We start from the raw sequence: 25854 nt of genomic DNA on the forward strand, positions 1-25854 counted from the left end.
CAGCTCCCGTCGGACTCGGCGATCACTGCTCGGCGGCGAATCGGGGGAACGCCCCGCGACCCGCGTACCGGGCCGCTTCGCCGAGCTCCTCCTCGATGCGGAGCAGCTGGTTGTACTTGGCGACGCGCTCGCTGCGGGCGGGCGCCCCGGTCTTGATCTGACCGGCTCCGGTCGCGACCGCGAGATCCGCGATCGTGACGTCCTCGGTCTCGCCCGAACGGTGAGAGAGGATCGCGGTGTATCCGGAGCGCTGCGCGAGCTGGACGGCGTCGAGCGTCTCGGTGAGCGTGCCGATCTGGTTGACCTTCACCAGAAGAGAGTTGCCCGCGCCGCGCGCGATCCCGTCGGCGAGGCGTTCGGGATTGGTGACGAAGAGGTCGTCGCCGACCAGCTGCACGCGGTCGCCCAGCGCGGCGGTGAGCGCGACCCATCCGTCCCAGTCGTCCTCCGCGAGCGGATCCTCGATGCTGACGAGCGGATAGCGCTCGACGAGATCGGTGTAGTAGGCGATCAGCTCCGCGGCGCTGCGCGCCTGGCCCTCGAAGTGGTAGGCCCCGTCGCGGCTGAACTCCGTGGAGGCCACGTCGAGCGCCAGGGCGACGTCGCGTCCCGGAACGTAGCCGGCGCGCTCGATCGCCTCGACGATGAGATCCAGGGCCGCCGCGTTGTGCGGCAGATCGGGCGCGAAACCGCCCTCATCTCCGAGCGCGGTCGCGTACCCGCGCTCCTTGAGCAATGCCTTGAGCGCATGGTAGACCTCCGCGCCCCAGCGCAGGCCTTCGCTGAAGGTCTCCGCTCCGAGCGGCACCGCCATGAACTCCTGGATGTCGACCCCGGTGTCGGCGTGCGCGCCGCCGTTGATGATGTTCATGAGCGGCACCGGGAGCGTGCCGGCGGTCGGTCCGCCCAGGTAGCGGTAGAGAGGAAGCCCCGCCGAGTCCGCAGCGGCGTGCGCGACCGCGAGACTGACGCCGAGAATCGCGTTCGCGCCGACCCGCTGCTTGTTCTCGGTGCCGTCTGCGTCGATCAGCGCCTGATCGACGATGCGCTGGTCGCTGGCCTCGATGTCGTCGACCGCCGGGCCGAGCTCCTCGAAGACGGCCTCGACCGCGCCCGTGACCCCTTTCCCGAGATAGCGCGACTCGTCGCCGTCGCGCAGCTCGTAGGCCTCGAACGCTCCGGTCGAGGCGCCCGACGGCACCCCGGCTCGTCCGACCGAGCCATCGGTCAGGCCGACCTCGACCTCGACCGTGGGATTGCCGCGAGAATCGAGGATCTCGCGTGCGATGACCGCGTCGATGAATGCCACCGTGTTTCTCCTTGCGTCGGGGCGGTGCGTGGGTGCGATGCGCCGCCACAAGTGTACCGTCGCAGGCCGACAAACCGCCTCGAAACCCTGCGACGGCGTCGGCCGCAGTCGCTCAGTTCGGAGCGTGCACGCCGAGCGAGTTGCCCTGCGCGTCCGTGCCGTAGTCGTAGAAGAAGCTCATCGAGCGCGGCGCGGAGACCGAGCTGTCGCGGTTGAGCCCTTCGCCGCTGCGGGTGTGCCGGCTCGTCAGGCTCGGCACGGTGCTGGCCACGTAGTCGGTGTTCGAGGTCCGGGAGACGAAGATGCGCAGCGACCCCTCGAAGGGTTCCGTCTGGGCCTGGGTTCCCCAGGGAGTGATGTGCAGCACGTTGCCGGCGCCGGCGCCGTTGTCGACCTTCGCCGTCGTGATCCAGGCATCGCGGATCGCTCCGTTGAACCACGCCTCCGGCGACCGGCGGTCGATCTTCGTGTCGGAGGCGGCGCGCTGACTCGCCCACGGCTCCCACGCGAGATGGTTGCCGCTCTCCCAGGCCAGGTCGTTGAGGTAGGCGACCTCCGTGTCGGGGGTGCCGTCGGCCTTTCTCCCGTTGTTCGAGACGTAGGAGCGCGAGGGGTTCTGCACGCCGAACCACGGCTCGTAGCGCACGATCTCCTTGCCAGCCGTGTCGGTGATGCTCGTGTACGACTGCCACTGCTCGTAGCCGGCCCACCACCAGCCGTTGGTCTTCGAGGCCGGGCTGCCGCGGCGATCGTCGGTGGTGCCCGATCCCGCGTCGCTCGTACGGTAGACGCCGGTGCCGTTGGTGGTGAATCTGGAGATGCAGTCCGCCGTGGGGATCAGCCGCATCCCGCCGGCGCCCACGGGCAGCGTCGACCCCACCGTCGGCACCCTCGTCGCCGCGCTCTGCCCGGAGCTGAAGGGCCGCGTGCACGAGGAGTGCAGCTCGTTGGCATTGCCGTAGTTGGTCATCGTGGTGGAGAAGATCCTCGTGCCGTCGTTGCACTGCACCGCGTAGAACAGCTCGTGGGTGTTGTTCTTGGTGGCGTCCGAGGAGTGGCTCCCCTGGTGCATCTTCATCAGGAAGTCGCACTCGAGCTCCTGCTGGCTGCCGAAGGCGTTGCGGAATCCGATCGCCGCGTTGTTCGGGCCGCGCATCTTCTGGTTGTTCGAGATGACCACCTTGTGCCCCGGATCGTCCTCGTGCCGGTGCACGTTCGTCCCCGTGAGATCCGAGTACTCGCTCAATCGTTCCGATCCGTAGCCGAACGGCAGCCCGAGGGGGCGATCCTCCTCGCCGAGCTCGACGCCGTTCTCCGCCGCCTCCGCCGCGTACTGCGACATGGCCCAGGCGTAGATGTCGGATTTTCTCGGGTCGTCCCCGTGCTCGTGCCCGAAGGTGCACGTCGTGCCGTCCTCGCGCTCGTGCACGGGCGGATGCCAGCCCGGGTAGAGCTTGCCGTCCGGCCCGGTCACCGCGTAGGAGTTGTGCTCCTCCGTCGTGCAGGTGTCGTATTCGGAGGGCGTCCACGAGGATCCCTCGCGGTAGGCGTGAGAATAGGGCGACTCCTCGTCGTCGTGATCGTGGCCGCCCCCGGGGTCGGTCGGATCCGTGGGATCCGTCGGGTCGGTGGGATCCCCCGGCACGCGGAGCGTGCCGGCCCCGGACACGCTGAGGCGCAGCGGAGCGGTCACCGCGGCCGTCGCCCGCGCGCCCAGCCCGCTGCCCGCTGCGGCTCGCAGCCCGGCCAACTGCGCGCTCGTCAGCGCGACCCGGTAGGTCTTGGACCGCTTGGCGGCGATGGAGAACTTGGTCGCTCCGCTCGTCGTGCCGCCGACGGTGACCGAGACGCCGCCCGCGCAGCTCCGCGATGAGACGCACGCCAAAGTCACGCCGACCCTGCCCTGCTGCGCCTGAGCATCCATAGAGATGACCCGCAGCGGTGCCGCGACCTTCACCGTGCGCGACTTCCGCACCGTCACCTTCCGCGGCTTGCTCGCCGACACCACGAACGACACCGCACGCTGACTCCCCCGCGCACCATGAACCGCCTGCAACTGCCGCGCAGACAACTGCACCCGCACCGACGCCGACTTCTTGGCCCTGACCGAGAACCTCGCCTTCGCACTCGACACCCCGGCCACCTTCGCCACCACCGTGCCCGTGCAGCGCTTCTTCTTCAACTTCCCCGTCGCCGGACACGCCACCCGCACCGACACCCGACCCTGCGCATCCGCCTGCGACACCGACACCACCCGCACCACCGCAGACGCCGCCTCAGCCGCAACCGGAGCACCGACGATCCCGACCAGCACCACCCCGAGTGCCAGACCGGACGCGAGCAGGGAACGCGAGAGCCGCCGCGCCGCGCCGCGCGTACGCTCGCCGTCAGGTCCGCCGCGCCACATCGGGCGACCACCGGAGCCCGCGGAACCGGGCACTACCGAGCGAAAACGCATCACCACTCCCAACGCACCACCAGAACGCGCAACCGACCGTCACGCGTGGAGACTCCGACCGATTCAGACATCAGATGAAAGCCAGCCTCAGTTTAGTCATACCTCAAAGAGCGTGGCAAGACGACGCGTGAGCCGCGCCGAGAGGGCCGGGCTCTCTCACACGCGATCGGCGACCAGCGACAGCCTGCCGCCCCTTCGGCAGATCCGGCGAGATCACTTCGCCGTCTGCGTGTATCGCTCGAGCGGCGCCTCAGCGCAGCGGTCGCCAACCCTCCGGCGTCGTGATCAGCAGCCGCTCCCCCACAGCACCGGAATCCGCGACGATGCCCACCAGAGCGTCAGCGACGTCGTCGAACGGGAGCGTCGGAAGGCCGGGGACCGCGGCCACCTCATTCAGCGGTTCGACGGCGGCACCCCGCAGCGCGGCGGCATCCCTGAGATTCACCGGATAGACGATGGTCCAGTCCAGACCGGACGTCTGCAGCAGCCGGTCGGACGCGGCCTTGTCTCCGAAGAACCTCCGCAGCACCGTCCGGTAGATCAATCTGGCGAGAACCGAGGCCTTCTCGGCGGTGTCACCGGCGCCGAACGCCGACACCAGCACGATCCGGTCGACCCCGGCCCGCTTGGCTGCGTCGATGACCTTCGGCAGTGTCCTCTGCATGAAGGTCGCATCCCTGGTGGAACCCGTGATCGTCACCAGCAGCGCGTCCGCGCCACGAGCCGCAGCCGCCAGCGCGTCCGCGTCCTCGGCCGCGCCCCTCACCGCGGTGACGCCGTGACCGGCGCGGACGGCCTCCGGCCTGCGCGCATACGCGACGACCTCGTGGCCGGCCTGCACCGCCCGGGGGATGAAACGGGAGCCGACATTGCCGGTGGCCCCCAGGACGACGATTCTCATGATGCACTCCTTCGATCTGCGCGTTCGGTCGGCCAATCCTCCGGCAGGGGTCGCCCGAGCACGCTCTCCAGCGCGGTCGCGCACAACGTGACCAGACGGTCCTCGGGGACTCCCGGAGCATCGGCCATGTTGCGGGCCGCATACTCCACGAAGGCGAGCCACGCCCCGAGGGCGAGCCGATTCTCCTCCGTACCCTCGGAGCGCGTGGCCGCGAGCAGGCGATCGAGCTGAACGGCATGATTCTCGGCCGCCAGGCCGGCAGCAGCGGATGCGGCAGCCGGTGTCGGCGAGTACAGCTCGCGCACCCCTCCCGAGCTCTGGGCGAAACGGGCGAAGTACGTCTTCAGAGCTCGTTCCAGATTCTGCCTCGGCGAATGGGCCGGATCCGGAGCCGTCTCTCCCAGCAGCCGCCCCGCCTCGCGGGCCAGCACCGCCTCCAGCAGCCGCTCCTTTCCAGGGAAGTAGTAGTACACCAGCGCCCGGGTCACCCCGGCATCGCGGGCGATCGCACTCATCGAGGCTCCGGCCACGCCATCCCGAGAGAAGTGGGCGGCAGCGATCTGGATGATCTGCGCACGACGCCGGTCGGGCGAGAGTCGCGCACTCTCCGGATGATTTGACACATGTCAAATATAGACCATGGACCGCACCGCCCGATAGCGGTCGAACGCGGGCGCACCGCCTCAGTAGGCGAAGTGGAGATGCGCGCGGTGATGCTCGCCGCGTTCGATCGCGTCGACGACGGCGAGCGCGAAGTCGGCGCCCTCGATAGCGGAGTCGCCCTCGGCGTCGAACAGGGCCGTCCCGTCCGTGCTGGTCCGGTAGGCGCCGCGGGGCTCCCCCTGAGGCGTGTAGGCGCCATAGACCCCGGCCGGGCTGACGAACACCCAGTCCACCCGCTCCGGCGTGGCCTCGAGCGCGTCCAGCACGGCGGCGAGCTCCTTCGCCTCAGCCGCGTACTCCTCGGGGAACTCGCCCCCGTCGGCGAAGCGCGGGGCGCCGGGGGCGGGGCGCAGAGACCCGAACCCGCCGATCACGAACAGCCTCGCCCCGGTGTCGGCGGCGGCACGGGCGATGGACCGGTAGCTCTCGACGAGGGTGCCCTCGCTGCCGGCACGGGGTGAGAGCGCTCCGACGACCACATCGGCCCCGGCGATCAGCGGCAGCGAGTCCGCGGCGGCGCCTTGCTCGTATCTGACCCCCTCGACCGGATCGGCCGGGGCGTTGCGGCTCACCGCGACGACCTCGTGGCCGCGACGCACGGCCTCTCTCACGATCGAGGATCCGGCGTACCCGGTTCCTCCGATGACGACGATGGTGCTCATGGGCGGACGACTCCTTCTCGTTTCGAACGCTGGCGTAGATCGCCAGACACAGTTACCATAGGCGACTAAGCACCTGAACGTAAGTAGGCACTTTATGGTAACCACGGTCTTCGGCGCCGAGGCCGGCGAGCGGCGGATCGATCCGTACTCCGCGGGCTGCCCGACCCGCCGCATCCTCGATCGCATCGGCGACCGATGGACCGTCCTCATCGTCGGTGCGCTCGGCGCGGACACGGCCCGGTTCTCGGAGCTCAAGCGCCGCGTCGAGGGGATCTCGCAGAAGATGCTCACCCAGACGCTGCGCGGGATGGAGCGCGACGGCCTGGTCCTGCGCACCGTGCATCCCGAGGTGCCCGTCCGCGTCGAGTACACCCTGACCGATGCGGGCCTGAGCCTCCGCGCGCCGTTGAAGGCGCTGGAGGACTGGTCGATCGAGCACCTCGGCAGCGTGCTCGATCACCAGGCGAGCTACGACGTCCGGGCTGCCCCGGAGGCCCGGTAGAGGGCCCGCGGACTCCGGTGGAGCGCCGGAGCGAAACGATCCGACCGAGTTCCCGGGTCCCGAGGCCGCCGCGCCGCATACCGATAGTCTGGGATCTCATCGCGCTCGGGCAGTACTCTCTGTCGATCTCAACGCATCTCCGTGCGGATTAAGGACATCATGACTCGATTGACCCTCTGGATCGGCGGCATCCTCGCCGCCGCCGGCCTCGCCGCCTACCTGGGAACCGGGGCGGCGAGCTTCACCGCGCTGATCCCCTCCGCGGTCGGGCTGCTGCTGCTGATCGCCGGCCTGATCGCGCGGAACGAGAAGGCCCACCGGCATGCGATCCACGCGGCGCTCGTCGTCGCGCTGCTCGGGCTTCTCGGATCGCTGATGCAGGTCGCGAAGCTCGGCGAGGTGTTCGCCGGAACCGCGGAGCGCCCGGTCGCGGTGCTCGTGAGCACGCTGATGTTCGTGCTGCTGCTCGTCTACCTCGTCCTCGGCGTCCGCTCGTTCATCCGCGCCCGGATCATCCGCCGGCGCCTCGCCGAGAAGCAGAGCTGACCCCGGGAACGCTCCACGATCAGACGCGCCGGACGGGAACCAGGCCGGCCGTCAATGCGACCAGCAGCGCCGCCAACGCGAATCCTGCGGTGAGGTAGGCGGCACCCGCAGCCGTATGCAGGTACTCGGCCCCGGGCCCCGCACTCGCGAGTACCGCTGCGGCCGCCCCGACTCCGAGGGCTGTTCCCGACCGCTGCGCAGTGCCGAGAAGGCCGGAGGCCACGCCGACGTCACGGCGGTCGATGCTCTGGACGGCGAGGTTGGTGTTCGGGCCGACGAACAGGCCCGCCCCGAGACCGGCGCTCGCGAGCGGCGCGGCCAGCACCCAGGCGGTGATCGATCCGGTCGGCAGCGTCAGCAGGATCGTTCCGACCGCACCGAGACCGACGGCGATGGCCGCGAGGCCGATAGCGACGGTGCGCTGCCCGATCCGCTCCCACACCCGGGCGCTGAGCCCGCCCCCGATGACGCTCGCGATGGCGTAGGGCAGGATCAGCACTCCCGACTCCAGCGCGGTCCGCCCCAGCCCGTCCTGCCAGAGCAATGCGAGAACGAGGAAGGACGCGGTGAAGCTCCCGAAACCGAGAAACATCGTCGCCAGTCCGACCGGGAACGCGCGCCGGGCGAACATCCGCGGCGGCACGATGGTCGCCAGACCGCGGCTATCGCGGGAGCGTTCGAGCAGGGCGAACCCGACGAGCAGCAGCACGCCCACGGCGAGCAGGACGCCGCCCGCGAGGTCGAGGCCTCCACCGAGCGTGAAGGGGAGCATGAGCGCGGCGACTCCGGCCGTCAGCAGCACCATACCGATGCTGTCGCCGCCGACCGCCCCCGAAGACCGGTCTCGCGGGACGAGGAACGCGGCCAGCAGCGCCGCTGCGACCCCGAAGGGCACGTTGACGAGGAAGGTGAGGCGCCATCCGAGATCGGTCCCGACCGTCACGAGGAGGCCGCCGACCAGCGGACCTATGGCGGTGGCGACGCCGAACACGGCCCCCATGATCGCGAACGGCTTCGCCCGTTCCGGTCCCTGGAACAGCACCTGGATGAGCGCCGCCACCGGTGTCAGGGCGATACCGCCTCCGATTCCTGCGAATACGCGGGCGATCACGAGTTGGACCTCATCGCCGGCGAATCCGCACCAGGCGATCGCCGCGGTGAACACCAGCACCCCGACGATGAAGACCTGTTTGTGGCTGCGGCGATCGCCGAAGCGGCCCGCGGGCACGAGCACCAGACCGAAGGCCAGGGCGTAGGCGGTCAGCACGAGCGACAGCGCGGTGTCGCTCGCGTGAAGACCCTCGCGGATGGCGGGCAGCGCGACGTTCGCGCTGGTGACGCTGATCAGAATGAGTGCGACGGGGATGAGCAGAACGGTCAGCGCGGTCCAGCGCCGCCCGTCCGTCATCGTCGTCTCGAGCGCCGGCGTGCCGGCGGTTGCCGTCCTGTCCATCGGAGTGGCTCCGTTTCTCCCGGGAGCACCCCTCGGGCACGCCCGGAACGTCATGATGTTCGGGAAGTGCCGTGGACGATGACCGTGACATGTCGCTGCGAGGACCCGATAGACCAAACGGGCGCGTCATGCCTTTTCGACTCGCTCAGTATAGCGCGCCGGATGCTCGCGGAAAGCGAGAGAGGAGAGCACCCCGCGCAGTCACCCCGATCCTGCGCGGGGCGCTCTCCCCGTCATCCTGCGCGACCGGACCGCGTGCAGCGATCCGGGTTGCGCGACTAGCGCACCCGCACCTTGGTCTTCTTCGAGGCGGCCTTCGCCACGTTCTTCGCGTCCTTCGGCAGGAACGTCGCCGTCACCGAGAAGCTCTTCCGATACTTCTTGGTCAGCTTCACCGTCACCGTGCCCTTCTTCGCGGCGCTCAACGACACGGTCTTCTTCGCAGACCCCACCTGCACCCGCACCTTCCCCACCGGATAAGCGCCGTTATCCAACTTCCCGACCCGCACCGTCACCCTCGGCGTCGTCCCCTTCGTGAAACGCTTCCCACTCACCGAGATCGACTTCGACCTCGCCTTCGCCACCGTCAGCTTGACCGTGGATGAGGACGCGAGGTAGTGCGCGTCGCTCGGCACGAAGGCGACGGGGAGGCTCGCCGTGCCGGCGCCCTGCACCCGCGCGGGCAGAGCGATGGAGGCGGTGCCGTTCTTCACCTCTGCGCGGTAGGTCTTGGCGCCCACGCGCACGCTCACCGAGCCCGTGGCGCCCGCGGGCGACACCCGCACCGCCACCTTGCCCGTCTTGCCGTAGACGACCGGGCTGGCCGTGGCGGTCACCGTGGTCGGGCCCACGACCGACACCGACTTCGGCGCCGAGTAGCGCCCGGCACCGACCCAGTTGCCGGCGGCGACACTCACCTCGTAGTCACCGGGTACGAGCGAATCGATCACCGTGCTGGTCGCGCCTCCGGTCACCTCGACGAACACCGGATCCGTGTCACCGGACTGCAGACGCACCCGATAGCTCTCTGCGGCGACGTCGCTCCAGCTCACGACGAGGCTGCTCCCGGTCACCTCGGCCGAGAGCAGCTCCGGCGTCTCGGCGGGCGCGTAGGCCAGTGGCAGGGCGACCTCGACGGGCGTCAGCTGGTCGACGGCCGAGCCGTCGCCGACCTGCCCGTTCGCGTTGGTGCCCCAGCCGTAGGTCTTTCCGTTGTCGCCGAGAGCGAGACCCTGGTTCACGCCGCTGGCGATCGCGGTGAAGATCACGCCCTCGGGCTGGGCCACCTGGAGCGGGGAGGCCGAGATGACTCCGGTGCCCGATTCGCCGTTGCCGAAGGTGCCCAGGCGGTTGGTTCCCCAGACGAAGGTGCGACCGTCGGCGGTGATGCCGACGGAGTAGTCGCGGCCGGCGTTGATCCCGGTGAGGGCGACACCGTCGGGCAGCGGCACCCGCAGCGGCGCCGAGGAGTCGACCTGGGTGCCGTCGCCGAGCTGGCCGTTGTTGTTGCGGCCCCAGGCGTACACCGACCCGTCGTCGAGCAGCGCGAGGGTGTGGTGCGATTCGGAGGCGATCACGTCTCTGATCACCACGTCACCGCCGAAGTCGACCGCGGTAGGTGCGAGCACGGTGGCGTCGCTCACGCCCAGGCCCAGTTGCCCGTAGTTGTTGCCGCCCCACGCGTAGACCTTGCCGTCGTCGCCGAGCGCCACCAGGTGCCGTTCACCCGCTGATACCTTGACGAACTTGACGCCCTCGGGGCGATTCGCACGCACCGGCTCCGCCACCGCCGAGGCGGTCTCGCCGTTGCCGAGCTGGCCGGAGCTGTTGGACCCCCAGCCGTACACGTCGCCGCCCTCGGTCAGCGCCACCGAGAAGAGCCGGCCGGCCTCGACCTGCACGAACCTCTCCGTCTCGGGGGTGTTCGCGGCCACGGGAGAGGAGAAGACGCCCGAGGTCTCGCCGTTGCCCGTCCTGCCACTCGAGGCGGGCCCCCACGAGTAGACCCTGCCGTCGTCGGTGAGGCCGATGGCGTGCTGCGACCCTGCCGAGAGCTCAGTGAACGTCAGATCGCCGGCGTCCACCGCCGTGGGCAGGTGCCGATCCTCGAGCGTGCCGTCGCCGAGCGAGCCCTGGGCGTTCCAGCCCCAGCCGTAGGCCTTTCCATCCTCGCCCACGCCCAGCGAGAAGTTCGCGCCGGCGGCCAGCTGAACGAACTGCACCTCGGCGTAGGCCAGGGGCTCGGTGTCGTCGGCCAGCGCCGTGGCGGACGCACCGCCGAACGGGATGGCGACGGCGAACGCGAGGGCGAGGGCGAGGGGGCGTCGCACCCGGCCTCCTCGCGCGGAGGCCGGAGCCTCAACAGTCGATGTCACGGGATGTTTCCTTTCTTCGTGCGGTCATCGGTCTTTCAGTTCGGCGGATGCACTCCGGCCGATTGCCCGTCGACGACGCCGTAGTCGTAGAAGAAGCTGTAGGCCTTCGCCCCGGTCGCGCCGTCGCGCTCCAAGGCCTCGTACTCGCGCAGGAAGCGGCGCGTCGAAGAAGGCTCGGTGCTCGTCACCCAGCGGCTGTTGTCGGTGGCGCTCACGACGATGCGGATCGACGCGGTGAACGGCTGCGACTGCGCGTTGCGTCCCCACGGATCGATGTAGAGCACCCGCGAACCGCCGCTGTTCTTCACCAGGGTCTTCGCGAGCCAGGCGTCTCGCACCGCACCGTTGAACCACGAGTCCGGGGAGTTCTTGTCGATCGGCTGTTCGGGGCTGGTCGCCAGCTGCGCCGCCCACGGCGCCCAGTCCTGCTGATTGCCCTCCCGCCAGGCGAGGTTGTTCAGGTAGTCCACGACGGTGTCGGGCTCCCCCGAGCCGTCGGCCTTCACCCCATCGTTCGACACGTAGTATCGGGCAGGGTTCTGCACGCCGAACCAGGGCTCGTAGCGGGCGATCTCGGTGCCGTCCGCGGCGGTGATCGAGTTGAACGACTGCCACTGCTCGTAGCCGGCCCACCACCAGCCGCCGGTGGTGCCCGCGATGGGGGATCCCCGGTAGTCGTCCTGCGCACTCGATCCATCGCGAGTGCCGTTCATCACGTACTGATCCAGGCATTCCTGCGTGGGAATGTATCGCTTTCCGCCGATTCCGTCGGGCAGCGCGGACCCGACGGTGGCGATGTCGAGGGGAACGGCCACCGTGCTGTTGAAGGGACGGCTGCAGGACGCGGTGAGCTCGTTCGCGTTGCCGAAGCTGCTCATCGTCGTCGCGAAGATCTCGGTATCGTCGTTGCACTGCACCGCGTAGATCAGCTCGTGCACATTGTTCTTGGTGGCGTCGCTGGAGTGGCTGCCCTGGTGGATCTTGATCAGGAAGTCGCACACCAGGTTCTGGGTGGCACCGGTTCGCGGGTCGCGGAACTGCTGGCCCATCTCCTGATCGTTGGAGACGATCACCTTGTGGCCGGGGTCGTCCTCGTGACGATGCACGGCCTCCAGCGCGTGCGCGTTCGAATACTCGCTCAGACGCTCGCTGCCGTATCCGAAGGGCACGCCGAGGTGCGTGTCGGTGGCGACATCGAGGTAGACGCCCGCGGCCTCGTCCTCGGTGACGATCGCCCGCCCGCCTGCCCTCGCCTCGGCGGCGTACTGCGCCATCGTCCAGGCGTAGAGGTCGGACGCGCGCGGATCGTCGCCGTGCTCGTGACCGAAGGTGCAGGATCCGCCGTCCTCGCGCTCCAGCACCGGCGGATGCCAGCCCGGATAGATCTTGCCGTCCGGCCCGATCACCGCGAACTCGTTGTGCTCCTCGGCGGTGCAGGTGTCGTAGGAGGAGGGCGTCCACGACGCACCGGCCTTGTAGGCCTGCGAAATATCGGGATCGAGTTCGAGCACGTGGTCGTGCCCGCCGCCTCCGTCACCGCCGTCGCCGTCGTTCTCGGTGGCCAGCGCGCCGGTTCCCGTCACCGAGAGCCTGATCGGCGCCGTGAGCGCCACGGTGAGCTCGGCGCCCAGCTTGCCGCCCTGCGCGGCTTCGAGCGCTCGCAGCTGCGCCGAGGAGAGCTTCACGAAGGTCGTTCTCGTGCGCTTCGCGGCCACGCTCAGCGCGGTCTTCGCACTCGTGACCCCGCCCACGCGCAGGGTGGCCGAGCCCGTGCAGGCCCGCGTCGAGACGCACGCGAAGGTGAATCCGACTCTCCCGTCGGCGGTGGGGGTGGTCGCGAGGTCGATCACCTTGCCGGGGGCGGCGACCTTCACGATGCGCTTCTTGACGACCGCGGCCTTCCGGGGCTTGCTGCTCGTCACCACGAACGAGACCGTCCGCCGGTTGCTCTTCGCCTGGTTGATCGCCCGCAGTTGAGCCGTCGAGAGCCGCACCCGCACCGTCTTCGACCTCTTGGCCTTCACGCTGAATCTCGTCTTCGCGCTCGACAGGCCGCCGACCTTCGCCTGCACCGTGCCCGTGCAGCGCTTCTTCTTGTGCGTGCCGGTCGGTCGGCATCCGACCCTGACGGCCACGCGTCCCTGGGCGTCGGCCTGCGCCACCGACAGCGCCTTCGCCGGCGCCTTCGCGGCCGCGGAGCTCTTCGCCTCGGCCGGCTCGGGCGGAGTGGCGCCTCCGAGCAGGATAATCCCCGCCGCGAGGATCGCGGTCGCGCGGATGATTCGGGTTTTCGACATCATGCTCCGTCTTTCGGAATGCTCGAGCTCTCGATGGAATCGGCGGGGTCGGGCCGCCTCGGGATCGGGGATCTACCGCACCCGCACCTTGGTCTTCTTCGAGGTGGCCTTCGCCACGTTCTTCGCGTCCTTCGGCAGGAACGTCGCCGTCACCGAGAAGCCCTTCCGATACTTCTTGGTCAGCTTCACCGTCACCCGACCCTTCTTCGCCGCACTCAACGACACCGTCTTCTTCACGGAACCCACCTGCACCCGCACCTTCCCCACGGGATAAGCGCCGTTATCCAACTTCCCGACCCGCACCGTCACCCTCGGCGTCGTCCCCTTCGTGAAACGCTTGCCGCTGACCGAGATCGACTTCGCCCTCGCCTTCGACACCGTCAGCGTCGTCGCGGCGCCGAGAGCGCTCGCCGCCCGCGTGCCGCTGCCGTCGTATTTCGCGCGGAGGCGGTGCGTGCCCGCGGCCGGCTTCGCCAGTCGCAGCACGGCGGTGCCCGTGGCGCTCACCGGCACCCGCTGCACGGTGCGGCCGTTGTCGGTGAAGGTCACCGTGCCGCCGTCGGCGCCGACCACGCGCACGGTCGCGGTCACCGCGCCGGTGCCGTACACCGCCCGGGACTTCGAGAGGGTCGGGGCGCCTATCGAGGTGGCGCTCCTCGTGATCTCCAGGCGCTCGGTCGCGGTCGAGAAGGCGCCGTAGACATCGTCGCCCAGGTAATGGGCCACGATCTCGTGGCTGCCCGGATCGAGCGCCGCCAGCTCGGCCGCGGCCGCGCCATCGACCACTGCGGCAGTGCCGAGCACGCGCTCGCCGGTTCTGAACTCGACCTCGCCGGTCAACTCCTGGGCGGTTGCGAACTCCGCGGTGACGGGATCTCCGTACTGGGCGGAGCTCCGATCCAGTGCGAGCGTTCCGGCGCCGTCGTCGCGCAGCCCGACATCGATCGTGTGCTCCGCGCTCGCGGGCTGGAAGAGGTTCGGGTCGTCCGGAGTGAACTCGACCGCGGCGGTCGTCGAGCCGAGGGTCGTCGCGGGCACCTCGATCGAGATCGGATCGCCGCCGGACCTCACCTCGTGCGCTTCGCTCGCGGGCTCGCCGTTCACCGTCACACGGACCGTTCCGGCGAACTCCGGCTGCGCGCTGGGCAGCAGGGATCGCGCGGTCACCGTCAATTCGACCGTGTCGCCGACGGAGGCTGCCTCGTCGCCCGTCACCTCGAGCCCCGTCTGCAGGGCGCCCCGCAGCACCACGCTCACGGCGTTGGTGCCGCTGATGATGACGTCGCCGACACCGTTGCCGTCGAAGTCGCCCGCCTCGCCGATGACACTGTTGTAGGTGTCGGAGAACACCTCGCCCTGCTCGGGCGCGAGGCCGGAGAGCTCGAGCGCAGCGGTGCGCGACGCCTCGCTGTAGACGGCGAACACCTGCTCGGTGCCGACGGCGCCGATGCCGATATCGGGCCGGCCGTCGCCGTTCAGATCGCTGAGTCCCGACACCCACGAGCCGGCGCCGGAGTTGTCGGAGGGTCCGTTGATCCAGTAGCCGCGGCTGACCTTCGTCGAGCCGGCGCAGTCGGCGACGAACGCTCCGTCCGCGCAGCTGTAGACGGACGGGTCGCCCGTGGGATCGGTGATCACGGGCGCGTTGCTCCGTGCTCCGAGCACGACCGCGGCGCCGCCGTTGCGCGGGGCGTCGGGGTAGGAGACGCCGTCGGCGCCGATGACGAGGTCGGCGATGCGGTCGCCGTTGATGTCGCCGAGGGGCGCGGAGGAGACGCCGAGCCGGTCGCGCCCGCGCTGCGGTCCTGCGATGGCGAAGCCTCGCTCACCCAGATCCGTGCTGAGATGCAGCGGCGCGTTGTCGCCGCCGAAGACGATGTAGCCGGCTCCCGCCGCGGGTGAGCCCGACCCCCACGGGGTGCCCACGTAGCTCGAGAGGAGCAGGTCGTCCGCTCCGTCGCCGTTGACGTCACCGGCGATCTCTGCGTTGCTGAGGCGCTCCTGCGCATTCTGGCCGTCGATGCGGGTGATCACGCGGTCGCCGCCGCTCTGCACGTTCACATCGTCGGCGCCGGGGGCGCCGGCGATGATCCAGATGCTGCCGCTGTTGGAGAGGCCGTTGTTGTCGGCGAGCAGATCGCCCACCGCGATGTCGGCGTAGCCGTCGCCGTTCATGTCCCCCGCCGCGCCGACCCAGTAGCCGAAGTTGTCGAGATCCCCGGTCCCGGAGACGGGGTCTGCGATGAGGAAGCCCTGGTCGCCCAGGTTGTCCATCTTCAGGCTGCTCAGCGTCCGTGAGCCGAACACGACGACGACCTGGAAGTGCGAGCGGCTGTTGTTGCCGATGACGAAGTCCTCGATGCCGTCCTTGTTGACGTCGCCCGCGCAGGCGACCGAGGATCCGAGCCAGCGATCGGTGCCGTCGATGCGGATCGTCCCGGCGGCGGCGGGATCGCTCACGTCGCCGCCGGTGATGCCCGGCCCGCCGACGAGCACGTAGGCCGCGCCGCGGTCCCAGCCGTTGCCGAACCACCCGCGCGAGCCGACGATCAGGTCGTCGATGCCGTCGCCGGTCACATCGCAGCTTCCGCTGATGTCGGATCCGAACGAGGCGCCGCTCTCACCGGTCCAGGTGACGGCATGGGTGGCGAGCGATGCGGGTTCGTCGTCGGCCGTCGCGGCCGGAGCCGTGACGAGGCCCGTGACCATCAGTGCCGCGCTCGTGAGGACCGCCGCCGCGCGGCGGATTCGCGTGTGCCTGGTGGACTTCCTCACTTCGTGCGCACCTTGGTCTTCTTCGAGGCGGCCTTCGCCACGTTCTTCGCGTCCTTCGGCAGGAACGTCGCCGTCACCGAGAAGCCCTTCCGATACTTCTTGGTCAGCTTCACCGTCACCCGACCCTTCTTCGCAGCGCTCAGCGACACGGTCTTCTTCGTGGCGCCCACGGTCACCCGCACCTTCCCCACGGGATAGGCACCGTTATCCAACTTCCCGACCCGCACCGTCACCCTCGGCGTCGTGCCCTTCGTGAAACGCTTACCGCTGACCGAGATCGACTTCGCCCTCGCCTTCGACACCGTCAGGCGGGTGTCGGCGGTGCGGGTGACCGCGGCGTGGTCGGCGTTGCCGACGAGGGTCGCCGTCACCGTGTGCGTGCCGACCGGCAGGGCCTTCGGCACGGTCAGCGTCGCGGTGCCGCCCGACACGGTGGCCTCGCCGAGCGGGCGGGAGCCCGCGGTGAAGCGCACGGATCCGGTGTCGACGCCCGAGACGTTCACCGTCACCCGGGCGCGCGAGGCGGCCCCGTAGACCTGTTTCGTGGTCGAGAGCCGCGGCGTCTCGAGCCCGACCTCGCCCCAGGAGGCGATGACCGTCGCCGCATCCGATACGGAGGGCAGGTGCGCGGCGTCGCCCAGATACTCGGCGGTGACGCGGTGCTCGCCCACGGCGAGCGGATCAATCACCAGTTCGGCCGCACCGCTCTTCACACGCGCGGTGCCGGCGATGGTTCCGTCGATGCTGAAGCGCACCCAGCCGCTCGCGGCCTCGCGGTCGATCGTGGCGGTCGCGGTCACCGCTCCGCCCACATCGACCAGGCCCTCGCTGAGCGTCAGCTCCGTGACGGTCTCGGCCTTCTCCGAGGCGATCGTCACCGTGTTCGACGTCGCCGCCACATGCGACACGCTGCCCAGATACTTCGCGTAGAGTTCGAACTCTCCCGTGCCAAGCCCCGACACCGGGAACGTCGCCGTGCCGTTCTCCACGGGGGCAGAACCGAGCAGATCCTCACCCGAGAAGAACTGCACCCGCCCATCGGCGGTCGCAGGGGTCACCGTCGCCGTGAGCTCCGCCGACTCAGCACCAGCCAGCTCGCTCGCGGACGAGGCCAGCTCGACCTCGGTCTGCTGCTTGCTGACGACGATGGTCTGCACCTGCGAGGAGGCGTTATAGGTGCCCGTGTCGCCCGCGAACTTCGCGGTCAGTTTGCGACGCCCCTCGGTCAATCCCTGGACGGTGGTGCTCGCCGTGCCATCGGCGGCGACGGGCACCGTCTCGACGGTCTCACCGTCGAGCTGGAATGCCACATCCAACCCTTCTGGCACGCTGTTCGGCGCCGTCACCGTCGCCACCGCCTCGACGGTGGCAGGTGCCGCGATCTCATTCGCGTTCACCTCGAGCGTCGTCTGCGTTTCTGCTTTGTTCACAATCCACGCCGCACTGGTAGTACGAGTCTCTGGGTTCGACTGCGCATCGCCAGGGTAATACGTGGACCACGTGTAGGACCCGGCCGTCTGCTGCGGAACCTCGAACACCACAGTTGCGGCACCCCCGGGTTCACCAGTCGAACTCTGAATCGTCCTGGTCTGGTAATCCTCGCCGTTGCGTCGGAGGGTGACCTCCTGCCCGTACCAGCCGTCTGGGTACGGCGAGCCTGTGGCCTCCATGGTCAGGCTCAGGTTGAAAGCGCTGCTATCGGCCAGACTGATTGTGGGCGGCATGTGGCTATTCAATGTAAGACCCCGGAGCGTGCGCTTCGTCGTGACGTTCACGGTGATCGTCGCCGCCGATGGAGCGTAGGCGTCATCCCCCGAGTACTCCACCTTCAGAACATGCGTACCGATCTTGAGGCCCGCGATCACCGCTCGGGGGGCCAAGGCGGTCGCCGCCGGGCTGGCAACCGTGCCTGTGGGCTCGACCGTCGATTGCCCGACGACCTCGCCGTCCAGCCTGTAGGTCACCGTTCCTCCAGCCCCCGCGTCGCTCAGTCTCGTCTGCCATCCGATCGGGCAGACACTCCCGGTGCTGGTTTGGCCGCTCTGGCACTGGTTGTGCGCGACGACATTGTTGATGGTCGCCCCGTCCGCGAAGTAGGTGTTGGAGAAGGGGTACAGCACCGTCAACGTGGTCGCTGTCCTCTCCCCGTCTTCCGCGTGGGCCGCCTGCGCCCCGCTCAGCGCGAGGAGCACGGCGAGCACCCCGGCCGCTACCCGCCCCACTCGGCCGCGCCATCCGCGGCGTGCTCCTGCATGCGTCGCACCAATCGTCATAGCGCCCATCACTTCTTCACCTTGATCGTCTTCTTCGCCGAGGTCTTCGACGCAACATTCTTCGTGTCCTTCGGCAAGAACGTCGCCCGCACCGACACACTCTTCGTGTACCTCTTCGCGAGCGTCACCGTCACCTTGCCCTTCTTCGCGGCAGTCAAGGTCACGGTCTTCTTCGAAGACCCGACCTGCACCCGCACCTTGCCCACGGGATACGAGCCGTTGTTCAGCTTCGCAACCTGCACCGTCACCCTTGGCTTCGTGCGCTTCGTGAACTTCTTCCCCGTGACCGCGACCTTCGCGGGCTTCGCCTTCGCCACCGTCACCGTGTTCGCAGCCGCCACGGCAGCCTGGTGCGTGCCCGTCTCCGCGAGCCTGGCGGTGATCTGCCGCTTCCCCGCAGCCAGCGTCTTCGGCAGCACCACCGAGACCTGCCCGGCAGACGCCGTGGCGGACCCGACCCGGGTCGACCCGTTCCAGAACGTCACCGTGCCCGCGTCGGTGCCCGTGACCCGCACACTCGCGGCCACCCCGGCAGCGCCGTACACGCTGCTCGTCTTGCCCAGCCGCACCGCGGACAACGCCGTGCTCGCCTTCGTCACCGTCACCGTGCCGCTTCCGGCAGGCACCGGGTCGCTGCCATCCTCGGGTACGAACACCGCGGATACCGCGTGATCGCCCACGGTCAGGCCCTCAAGCGGATGCTCGGCGATACCGTTCACGACCGCCACCTCGACCGGCTCACCGCCGTCGACGGTGAAGCGCACCGCGCCCGCCCCGCCGGTCGCGACCGTCGCCGTCGCGGACTTGCCGTATTCGACGGTGTCACGGCTGAGCCCGAAGCTCGCCTCCGCGGGATCGGACACCACCGTGTGCGCGGTCTCGCCTTCCGAAGCCGCAAGCAGGGTCACCAGTTCATCGGTGTCATCGGCTTTGTCCACCGTGTAGCCGCCGAAGGAGGCCGCGAAGGTGTATTCACCGTCGGCGGGCAACGGAACCGTGAGCACCGCCACGCCGTCAGCCACAGCGGCCTCCCCGAGTGTCTCACCGTCCCGCGTGAACGTCACCGCGCCCTCGTCCACCGTCTTCTCGGACGACACCGGCCTGACCGTCGCGGTCAGCCGCAGCGAGCCACCACTAGAGGTGCGCCGCACCTCCAGATCCGTCTCGCTCGCGTCGGTCACGAAGACCGGGATCGACGCGGTCTCGGAGGCCTGCACGTGCCCGGCACCCGCGAAGCCGGCGCCGAAGCGGTGGACGCCGTACTCGCGAACCTCGACACCCGCATCGCAGGTGCCGAAGGACTGGTGCACCGTGCCCCGCAGCGGCTCCGCCGTGCGCACGGCCGCGCAGCCGTCGAGCGTCTGCCCGTCAAGAGCGAAAGCCAGGTCTCCCGAATAGCCCTTCAACGTACTCAGCTGCAGGTTCGCCCGCAGGTCGAACGCCTCTCCCGCGGCGAACACGTCGTTCTGCTCGTTCACCACGGCACCCGTGTCGCCGACTCGCACCGAGGTGTCGAGCGCGAGCTGCGTGTCGACGTCGCCGCGCAGCGCGACGAAGACGGTGCCGTAGCTGGCCGCGGCGTAGCGAGTGTAGCCGGGCGCCCCGTAGGCGAAATCCTCCACCCCGTTGGCGTCGATGTCGCCCACCCGGGACACCGAGTACCCCCAGGCGCTCGGCCTGGTCGCCTGCTGCGATTCCCCTCGTATCCCGTCTATCCGGTAGCCTGCGCTCTCGCTCAGCCCGACGAGCGGCTGCGCCGCACCGTCGGCCTTGCCGTACACCACGTAGACGGCGCCCGAGTCCGTCGAAGCGGCGCCGTCGATCACCGGGTCGAAACCGGGGGCGCCCAGCAGCAGATCAGACCTGCCGTCGCCGTTGTAGTCCCCGCCGCCCGCGACCGAGAAGCCGAGCGCGTCGCCCGAGGCCTCCGCCTCGATCACGTAGCCGCGCACGACCGCTCCGGTGGCTACCGTCTTCGCGGCCGTATCGACGACCACCGGCTCGGGCGTGCTGCCCGGAGCTATCGGCGTGCCGAACACCACCACGGCACCGCCCGTGTCGGAGGTCGCGCCGACCGTCGCCGGAGCCGTCGTCGCCCGACCGAAGAGGTAGTCCTGCACCCCGTCGCCGTTCACGTCGTCGATCACCGAGAGCGCCGCGCCGAAGCCGCTGCCACCCGTCGCGGTCGCGAACAGCACCCCGTCGCTCGCATCGAGATTCGCCAGGTCGATCTGGCGCGGCGCCGCACCGCGGGCCTTGCCCCAGATCAGCCACGCCTTCTGCGACACCTGAGAGGCCACCAGCAGATCATCGACGCCATCACCGTTCACGTCCCCCACGCTCTTCGCGGTGCCGAGCTGATCGCCCGCGACCTCGCCGCTGATCACGGCCGCGACCACGTCAGGAGCGTTGTCGGAGACGCTTTCAGCGATCGCGTGCGCCTGTATCGCGGTCGGCACGGTCGGCGAGGGACGGCCGGCGAGGACCCAGAGCCTGCCGCTGCCCGTCCGCCCGTCCGCAGCGGCGGTGTGCTGCGAGACGACCACGTCGCCCAGACCATCGCGATCGAGATCACCGGCCGATCCGAGAGCGCGAACGCCGTAGTTGCTCGACCCGGTGGGGAAGGTATAGTTCGCGAGCCTGCTGGTCTGGTGCCGCCCGGCGGAACTCAGAACATCATTCGAGATATTCACCGACACCACTCGCGCCGTCGTCGCCGGCACTGGTAGCACATCGTCCAGGCCGTCGCCGTTGACGTCCCCTGCACAGCCGCCTGCGACAGAAGCGGCCGTCCACTGGACAGTGGTCGAGGCATTCACCGCGGCCACCCCGTCCGTGTTCCGACGAGCCTCGGTATCCCACCACCCGGCGGTACCGATGCCAAAGGTAGTAGCTCCACTGAGATCCGCCACGCCGTCTTTGTTGACGTCGCAGAACTCCCTCGGCAGCCCGCTCCCCAGACCCGTGCCGTGCATCGTCGTGGTCGTCGGGTACGGGGACACTGCCTCAGTCTCCTCGGCCGCCGCGCCCAGAGCCGTCGCGGGCACCAGCACTCCCGCCACCAGCAGCGCCGAAAGCGCAAACCCGACGCTCCTCCTCGTTCGTCGGGATGACTGCTCGAACATACGCGTTCCTCTCGTTGTCTGCCTGGCGGCGCTGCGCCCTCGCGACGCTCCGGTGCGTTCGCGCGCTGGGCGATGAAACACAACTATCCATGAGCCAAGGCTTACCTTAACTCGATCCGATGATAATCGCAAACCCGCTCCGGCCCAGTCACTCCGACTGGCGTGAGCGAGCGGAGCAGGGCGCCTCCACCGGCCCGACCGGCGAAGGCGCCCCCAGTCGCTCCGTTATGACAGCCGGAACACCGAGGCGTAGTCGGCGCCCACGCCGCTCGTGCCCGCGCCGTTGGCGCCGCCCACGATCGACGGGTAGCCGCCGCCGTCGAAGTCGGTGATCCCGCCGACCGAGCGGCCGAGCTGCGAGTTGCCCGCCAACCCGTCGATGCGGAAGCCGGCAGCGCCCGCGAGCGAGGTGGTGAAACCGCTCGTCTCAAGCGTGATGCCGGCCGTCACGCCGCTGTTGACCACGTACACCGCTCCGGAATTGGTGCCGCCGGTCTTGTCGTAGCTCCAGGCACCGACCACCAGTTCCCGCTCGTCGTCGTCGTTGATGTCGGGGATGCTCGCCGCAGCCCAGCCGAACTTGTCGTTCGAGCCCACACCATTGATCCAGTAGCCGCGATCGACCTTGGTCACCCCGTTCAGTTCGTAGACCGAACTCGGGCTCGTGTACGCTGGCGACGCGTTGGGGTCACTCGGATCGGTGTACACGACGTCATTCTCATCCGAGCCGTAGACCACCGCCACGCCGCCCGTGCGGATCGCGGTGCCGCTCGTCACCCCGTCGCCGCCGACCGCGAAGTCATCGTAGCCGTCGTCATTCAGATCGCCCAGCGCCGCGATGGAGGTGCCCAGGCGGTCTCGGCCGCGATCCGGCCCGTACACCGCGAAACCGTCGGTCGTGGTGACGGGAGACTCGAAGTCGCTGAGATCCACGGTGCCGCCCGCTGCGTCGCCGAACACCGCATAGGCCACTCCCGTGGCGGTTGCGCCGCCGACGGTGGACGTGTAGCTGCCGATACCGACATCGGGGGTGTCGTCGCCGTTCACGTCGCCGATGTTCTCGGCCACGAGAATCTGCGAATTCGCGCTCGCCCCATCGATCGTCGCGTGCACCTGACTCGCACCCGTCGTCGCCACATCGATGACGCCACTCAGCCCGGTTCCGCCCGTGATCACCCAGGCGCGGCCGGCATTGTCTCCGTTCGGCCCGTCCCACAGGTTGTCTACGATGATGACCTCGTCGTAGGTATCGCCGTTCACGTCCCCGGCGGTCGACACCCAGTAGCCGAAGTTCGACGACTTGCCCAGGTTGTCATTGTTGTTCACGGCGACCGAGTTGGTGATCTCGAAGCCCAGCCCGGTCGTCGCGAACTCCTCGACGTCGATCACGCTCGGCAGGGTGCCACTGCCGAATACGACCCACACCCGCTGGGTGCGGTTCGACCCGATGATCACGTCGTCGTAGCCGTCGCCGTTCACGTCGCCCGCGATCGACACGCTGATGCCCGCGAAGGCGTTGCCCTCGTCCGGCCCCTGGATGAGCACCGCGCCGTCCGGCAGGGCGTTGTCGGGAGTCAGCTGCCCGCCCGTGAAGCTCGTACCGCCGAACAGGATGTACGCGCCGCCGGCATTCGTGTAGCCGCCCTTGTCGTACCACCAGTCGCCGACCACCGTGTCGTCCTTGCCGTCGCCGTTCACGTCGCCCGACACCCGGCTCGCCGAATAGCCGAGGTCGCCGCCGACCTGCGTCGTGTAGGTCGGCACGTCGGTGATCGTCGTCGGCGGGGTGATCGCCAGCGCGGGCACCGCGGCCCCCAGGATTAGCGCGCCGGACGCGATCACGCCCAGCCCCGCGCGGGTGATTCCGCGCGTCTTCTCGTGTGTTACCATCTTCCCCAGTCCTTTCGGGACTCGTGCGGAGTGCCCGGCGATGTCATCTTTGCGTGAGGTCATCGCCGGGCTCCCCCTGTTTCAGCCGCGCGACGGTCGCCGCCCGACTCCCCGGCACGGGACGCGCCGCGAGATCGAAGCCATCGGAGGGAATCGCCGCCACGACGAGGTCGCGACGCGCTGCGGGAGTCCTGAACGAGCACGCATACCCACACTCCTGATCCGCAGAGCGGTCCCGTCGACCCGGCCGCGACGCGGCGTGCCCGGGAACCACTTCATCCGATGAAAGCAAGGCTAGGCTACGCCCGGGCCATCGATCCCGCAAGAGGGAATCTCGCTTCGGCGTCATCGCGCTTCACAATCCGGGGGCGCAGCGGCGCACGCTCGAGCTCAGTTCGGGGCGTGCACGCCGAGCGAGTCGCCGTTCTCGTCCACCCCGTAGTCGTAGAACAGCGTCACCCAGCCATGCTTGCGAAGCTCCCCCTTCGACGAGGCGCCCTGCCGATTCCTGTCCACTCTATTCGTGACTCTCTCCGCCCTACTGTCCGGGCTCGTTGAAGCGACATAGCCCGAGTTGTCGGTCTTCGAGACCACGATCCGCAGCGACCCCGCGAAGGGCTCGGCGCCCGCGTTCTTCCCCCACGGGTCGGCGTAGTACACACCGGCGCCCGCGCGGTTCTTGACCAGCGGCGACGCGAGCCACGCATCGCGGACCGCACCGTCGAAGTAGGCGCGCGGATCCCTGCGGTCGTAGGGCTCCGCGGAGCCATCGAGTGCCGCGCTCCACGGGGTCTGCAGCTGATGGTTGCCCGCCGTCCAGGCCAGGTCGTTGAGATAGGCCACCTCGGTGTTCGTGCCCTGCGCGTTGTTGCCCACGTAGTAGCGCGACGGATTCTGGATGCCGAACCACGGCTCGTAGCGGACCAGTTCCTTGCCCGCCGCGTCGGTGATGCGGTTGAACGACTGCCACTGCTCGTAGCCGGCCCACCACCAGCCGCCGCTCGCCTCCGGCGTGCCGCGGATCGACCAGTTGTAGTTCCCAGCCGCATCCCACCGACTGCCGTTGATCGTGTACTGCCTCACGCAGTCCGCGGTCGGAATGATCCTCGCCCCGCCCTCGCCGTCGGGCAGGTTCGAGCCCGCCGTAGCAACGGACTTCGGCGCGCCAGTGCTAAACGAACAGGACGTGTGCAGCTCGTTGGCGTTGCCGTAGTTCGACATCGTCGTCGCGAAGATCTGGGTGCCGTCGTTGCACCACGCCGCGTAGATCAGCTCGTGCGTGTTGTTCTTCGTCGCGTCGTTCGAGTGACTGCCCTGATGCGGTTTGAGCAGCAGGTCGCAGCTCAACCGCTGCGTCACACCCCACTTGTCGGCGAAGGACACAGCCGCAGCCGTCCCATACACGTCGTTGCCGAGCCCCACGTCGTTCGCGACGATCACCTTGTGGCCGGGGTCGTCCTCGTGCCGGTGCACATTCGTGCCCGTCGCGTCCGAGTACTCGCTCAACCGCTCGCTCCCGTAGCCGAACGGCAGCCCCAGCAGCCGACCGGTCGCGACATCCAGATACTCACCCTTCGCGGCATCCACCGTCTCGATCTGACGATCATTCGGCGCGGCCTGCGCCTCCGCCGCGTACTGCGCCATCACCCACGGATAGATGTCCGAGTTCCGCGGATCGTCCCCGTGCTCGTGCCCGAAGGTGCACGTCGACCCGTCCGCCCGCGTATGCACCGGCGGATGCCAGCCCGGGTAGAGCTTCCCGTCCGGCCCGACGACCGCGTACTCGTTGTGCTCGGCGGACGTACAGGTGTCGTACTCCGTCGGCACCCACGACGCGCCATCCCTGTAGGCCGCGGAGAATGCCGCGTCATCATCGCCATCGCCGCCGCCGTGGTCATGATCGCCGCCGTCATCGCCGCCGTCATCACCGCCGCCGCCGTTATCGGTGTCGGGATCCTTGCTCACCTTCCCCGCACCCGACACCGTCAGCTTGAGCGGAGAGGTCACCGCCACCCGCAGCTGCGACGCCACCGCCTCGCCCTGCGCCGACTCCAACTCGACCAGCTGCCGCTGCGAGAGCGCCAGCCGCAGCATCCTCTGCTTCTTCGCAGCGATGCTCACCGCCGTCTTCCCGCCCGCGAAGGTGCCCACCGTCAACTGCGCCTGCGCGGTGCACGCCCGCGACGACACGCACGCCAAAGTCACCCCCACCGTGCCGCCGCCGCCCGGCAGCACCGTCGCCTTCGTATCCAACGACAGCACCCGCAGCGGCGCCACAACCTTGATCGTGCGCGACTTCCGCACCGTCACCTTCCGCGGCTTGCTCGCCGACACCACGAACGACACCGCACGCTGACTCCCCCGCGCACCATGAACCGCCTGCAACTGCCGCGCAGACAACTGCACCCGCACCGACGCCGACTTCTTGGCCCTGACCGAGAACCTCGCCTTCGCACTCGACACCCCGGCCACCTTCGCCACCACCGTGCCCGTGCAGCGCTTCTTCTTCAACTTCCCCGTCGCCGGACACGCCACCCGCACCGACACCCGACCCTGCGCATCCGCCTGCGACACCGACACCACCCGCACCACCGCAGACGCCGCCTCAGCCGCAACCGGAGCACC

At 69.2% G+C, this 25854-nt stretch carries 15 protein-coding genes; 2 read left to right on the top strand and 13 right to left on the bottom strand.

The genetic code is table 11. The features are described from left to right. Positions 1 to 22: 22 nt before the first annotated feature. From eno to J4H92_RS09750, 5 genes are all read right to left on the bottom strand, one after another. Positions 23 to 1309 carry a phosphopyruvate hydratase gene (gene eno / locus J4H92_RS09730; RefSeq protein WP_208097978.1) on the bottom strand — a complete coding sequence of 429 codons (1287 nt, stop codon included), beginning with the start codon at positions 1307 to 1309 and terminating at the stop codon, positions 23 to 25. A gap of 112 nt (positions 1310 to 1421) precedes the next feature. After that, positions 1422 to 3767, bottom strand: a complete 2346-nt coding sequence (locus J4H92_RS09735) for a hypothetical protein (protein WP_208097979.1) — start codon at positions 3765 to 3767, stop codon at positions 1422 to 1424. A gap of 250 nt (positions 3768 to 4017) precedes the next feature. Next, on the bottom strand, positions 4018 to 4668 hold the full coding sequence (locus J4H92_RS09740) for an NAD(P)-dependent oxidoreductase (protein ID WP_208097980.1): 651 nt from the start codon (positions 4666 to 4668) through the stop codon (positions 4018 to 4020). Beyond that, positions 4665 to 5291, bottom strand: a complete 627-nt coding sequence (locus tag J4H92_RS09745) for a TetR family transcriptional regulator (protein ID WP_208097981.1) — start codon at positions 5289 to 5291, stop codon at positions 4665 to 4667. The genes J4H92_RS09740 and J4H92_RS09745 overlap by 4 nt, the downstream gene beginning before the upstream one ends. Positions 5292 to 5351: 60 nt before the next feature. Then, positions 5352 to 5993, bottom strand: coding sequence for an NAD(P)-dependent oxidoreductase (locus J4H92_RS09750; protein ID WP_208097982.1), 642 nt, complete (start codon positions 5991 to 5993; stop codon positions 5352 to 5354). A 94-nt stretch (positions 5994 to 6087) separates the two neighbouring features. On the opposite strand from J4H92_RS09750, the gene J4H92_RS09755 reads away from it, so the two are divergent. Then, positions 6088 to 6495 carry a winged helix-turn-helix transcriptional regulator gene (locus tag J4H92_RS09755; protein ID WP_208097983.1) on the top strand — a complete coding sequence of 136 codons (408 nt, stop codon included), beginning with the start codon at positions 6088 to 6090 and terminating at the stop codon, positions 6493 to 6495. Between the two features lie 159 nt (positions 6496 to 6654). Next, the gene (locus tag J4H92_RS09760) at positions 6655 to 7041 is read left to right on the top strand and encodes a hypothetical protein (protein ID WP_208097984.1); all 387 of its coding nucleotides are present in this window, start codon (positions 6655 to 6657) and stop codon (positions 7039 to 7041) included. Positions 7042 to 7060: 19 nt separating this feature from the next. On the opposite strand, the gene J4H92_RS09765 is transcribed toward J4H92_RS09760, so the two are convergent. The 8 genes from J4H92_RS09765 to J4H92_RS09800 form a co-directional block, all read right to left on the bottom strand. Beyond that, complete coding sequence (locus J4H92_RS09765; RefSeq protein WP_208097985.1) at positions 7061 to 8494, bottom strand: MFS transporter; 1434 nt, start codon at positions 8492 to 8494, stop codon at positions 7061 to 7063. Positions 8495 to 8772: 278 nt separating this feature from the next. Beyond that, positions 8773 to 10869, bottom strand: coding sequence for an RCC1 domain-containing protein (locus tag J4H92_RS09770; RefSeq protein ID WP_208097986.1), 2097 nt, complete (start codon positions 10867 to 10869; stop codon positions 8773 to 8775). A 35-nt stretch (positions 10870 to 10904) separates the two neighbouring features. After that, positions 10905 to 13166, bottom strand: coding sequence for a hypothetical protein (locus J4H92_RS09775; RefSeq protein WP_208097987.1), 2262 nt, complete (start codon positions 13164 to 13166; stop codon positions 10905 to 10907). 72 nt (positions 13167 to 13238) lie between these two features. After that, positions 13239 to 15941 (bottom strand): Ig-like domain repeat protein, encoded by a 2703-nt coding sequence (locus J4H92_RS09780; RefSeq protein WP_208097988.1) that lies wholly within the window; start codon positions 15939 to 15941, stop codon positions 13239 to 13241. Further along, positions 15938 to 18163, bottom strand: coding sequence for an Ig-like domain repeat protein (locus J4H92_RS09785; RefSeq protein WP_208097989.1), 2226 nt, complete (start codon positions 18161 to 18163; stop codon positions 15938 to 15940). The genes J4H92_RS09780 and J4H92_RS09785 overlap by 4 nt, the downstream gene beginning before the upstream one ends. Before the next feature lie 59 nt (positions 18164 to 18222). After that, a complete protein-coding gene (locus J4H92_RS09790) occupies positions 18223 to 21339 on the bottom strand; it encodes an Ig-like domain repeat protein (RefSeq protein ID WP_208097990.1) in 3117 nt (1038 codons plus the stop codon). 225 nt (positions 21340 to 21564) lie between these two features. After that, the gene (locus tag J4H92_RS09795) at positions 21565 to 23229 is read right to left on the bottom strand and encodes an integrin alpha (protein WP_208097991.1); all 1665 of its coding nucleotides are present in this window, start codon (positions 23227 to 23229) and stop codon (positions 21565 to 21567) included. 390 nt (positions 23230 to 23619) lie between these two features. Further along, positions 23620 to 25854 (bottom strand): hypothetical protein (locus tag J4H92_RS09800; RefSeq protein ID WP_208097992.1); only part of this gene is annotated, 2235 nt, incomplete at its 5' end.

It is taken from the genome of Leucobacter weissii (assembly GCF_017565745.1).
GTDB classification, from domain to species: Bacteria; Actinomycetota; Actinomycetes; order Actinomycetales; family Microbacteriaceae; genus Leucobacter; species Leucobacter weissii.

Bases quoted from the DNA above. Each gene is read 5' to 3' on its own strand.
- J4H92_RS09735 (WP_208097979.1), bottom strand. From the start codon at position 3,767: ATGCGTTTTCGCTCGGTAGTGCCCGGTTCCGCGGGCTCCGGTGGTCGC.
- J4H92_RS09750 (WP_208097982.1), bottom strand. From the start codon at position 5,993: ATGAGCACCATCGTCGTCATCGGAGGAACCGGGTACGCCGGATCCTCG.
- J4H92_RS09765 (WP_208097985.1), bottom strand. From the start codon at position 8,494: ATGGACAGGACGGCAACCGCCGGCACGCCGGCGCTCGAGACGACGATG.
- J4H92_RS09790 (WP_208097990.1), bottom strand. From the start codon at position 21,339: ATGTTCGAGCAGTCATCCCGACGAACGAGGAGGAGCGTCGGGTTTGCG.
- J4H92_RS09740 (WP_208097980.1), bottom strand. From the start codon at position 4,668: ATGAGAATCGTCGTCCTGGGGGCCACCGGCAATGTCGGCTCCCGTTTC.
- J4H92_RS09795 (WP_208097991.1), bottom strand. From the start codon at position 23,229: ATGGTAACACACGAGAAGACGCGCGGAATCACCCGCGCGGGGCTGGGC.
- J4H92_RS09760 (WP_208097984.1), top strand. From the start codon at position 6,655: ATGACTCGATTGACCCTCTGGATCGGCGGCATCCTCGCCGCCGCCGGC.
- J4H92_RS09775 (WP_208097987.1), bottom strand. From the start codon at position 13,166: ATGTCGAAAACCCGAATCATCCGCGCGACCGCGATCCTCGCGGCGGGG.
- J4H92_RS09755 (WP_208097983.1), top strand. From the start codon at position 6,088: ATGGTAACCACGGTCTTCGGCGCCGAGGCCGGCGAGCGGCGGATCGAT.